The sequence below is a fragment of the Anaerorhabdus sp. genome, assembly GCF_036637135.1.
Taxonomy (GTDB): Bacteria; Bacillota_I; Bacilli_A; order Erysipelotrichales; family Erysipelotrichaceae; genus Anaerorhabdus.
Window position 1 is genome coordinate 1 of the sequence record NZ_JAVWNC010000123.1, and the last position, 1,450, is coordinate 1,450.

The 1,450-nt window shown below is 45.5% G+C and carries 1 protein-coding gene; it reads left to right on the forward strand.

Going from position 1 to position 1,450, the window contains the following annotated elements; all coding sequences use genetic code 11:
* Nucleotides 1-570 precede the first annotated feature (570 nt).
* Nucleotides 571-1,450 (forward strand): group II intron reverse transcriptase/maturase (gene ltrA, locus RR643_RS11655; RefSeq protein WP_332483323.1); only part of this gene is annotated, 880 nt, incomplete at its 3' end.

Here is a 1,450-nt window from a genome sequence, read left to right on the forward strand (position 1 = left end):
CTGTTGAAAAACATGGTCATCGATCACTCTAATCAAGTCTGGTGTACAGATATCAGTGTGCCGCAGCAAGCGGCGTAAGAGATGAGGGTATGGCCCCTCGCTATCGGCTTGCAGGAGCAGGTAGCAAACCACCATAAGCGGCTTGGATCAAAAGTCCCGGTCGTGAGCGTTATGGAAAAGGCATCGTAGAGATGTCAGGTAAGAATTAGGAAGGCGAACAACAGTGAACTGCCGTTCAAGTGTCGAAAGTACTCAAATGACATCAAAACCGGGGATGGAAGTTACCCCGCGATTAGTTTGGCCGTTACCTGCTTACGGGCCATTCGGTGTCCGGCGTAGAGGCAGCGCGATCCTAATTCAGGCTCTTACGTTGAACTGCGGGAACCTTCGGTGGCGATGTCAAGCGAAAGGTACAAGCTCAAAAGGCAAGGCCGATAATAGCAATGCGTCACCAAGGGGCGGAGCAGCTCGTAGTAGTGTTGAAGTTACTGTAATGGTAATGGAGCGAAGGGGCTGCATTATCCAGGTCTGCGGTCTTGTCAACTGCACAAGCAGGAGGAACAAGGCTTTATGACCAAACCATTTAACATTCCTAAAGCGTTAATTTGGGAGGCATTCAAGAAAGTCAAAGAGAATGGCGGTGCTGCAGGCATCGATCATGAATCTATTGAGCAATTCGAACACCACTTAAAAGGCAACCTGTATAAACTATGGAATCGACTTTGTTCAGGCAGTTATTTTCCACCGCCAGTCAAAGGTGTTCCGATTCCAAAGAAATCAGGTGGGGTACGTATGTTAGGCATTCCAACAGTAGCGGATCGAGTAGCACAAACAGCTGTCAAGCTTATATTGGAGCCACAGATTGATCCTCTATTTCATCCAAACTCTTATGGATATCGTCCAGGGCGTTCTGCCCATGATGCGATAGCTGTGGTGAGACGACGAAGTTGGGAGTATGACTGGGTTGTGGAATTTGATATCAAAGGTCTATTTGATAACATTGACCATAATCTACTCATGCATGCACTTAAGAAACACTGCGAAATTCCATGGATTCTTCTCTATGTAGAACGCTGGTTAAAAGCACCTATGCAAAATGTAGATGGTCAAGTTTTAGAAAGGAATCACGGCACACCGCAAGGTGGAGTTATCAGTCCTCTATTGGCTAATTTATTTATGCATTATGCTTTTGACATGTGGATTACCAAGAATCTTGCGAGTGTAAGATTCTGCCGCTATGCGGATGATGGAGTAATTCATTGCCGAAGTTTATCTCAAGCCAAACTTGTTTTACAAAAGATTGGTGCACGATTTCGTGAATGTGGACTCGAATTGCATCCAGATAAGACAAAGATTGTTTATTGCCAAGATGTGAATCGTCGCCAAACATATCCAGATGTTCAATTTACTTTTCTCGGGTACACGTTTAGGCCCCGTAAGGCTGTGGACA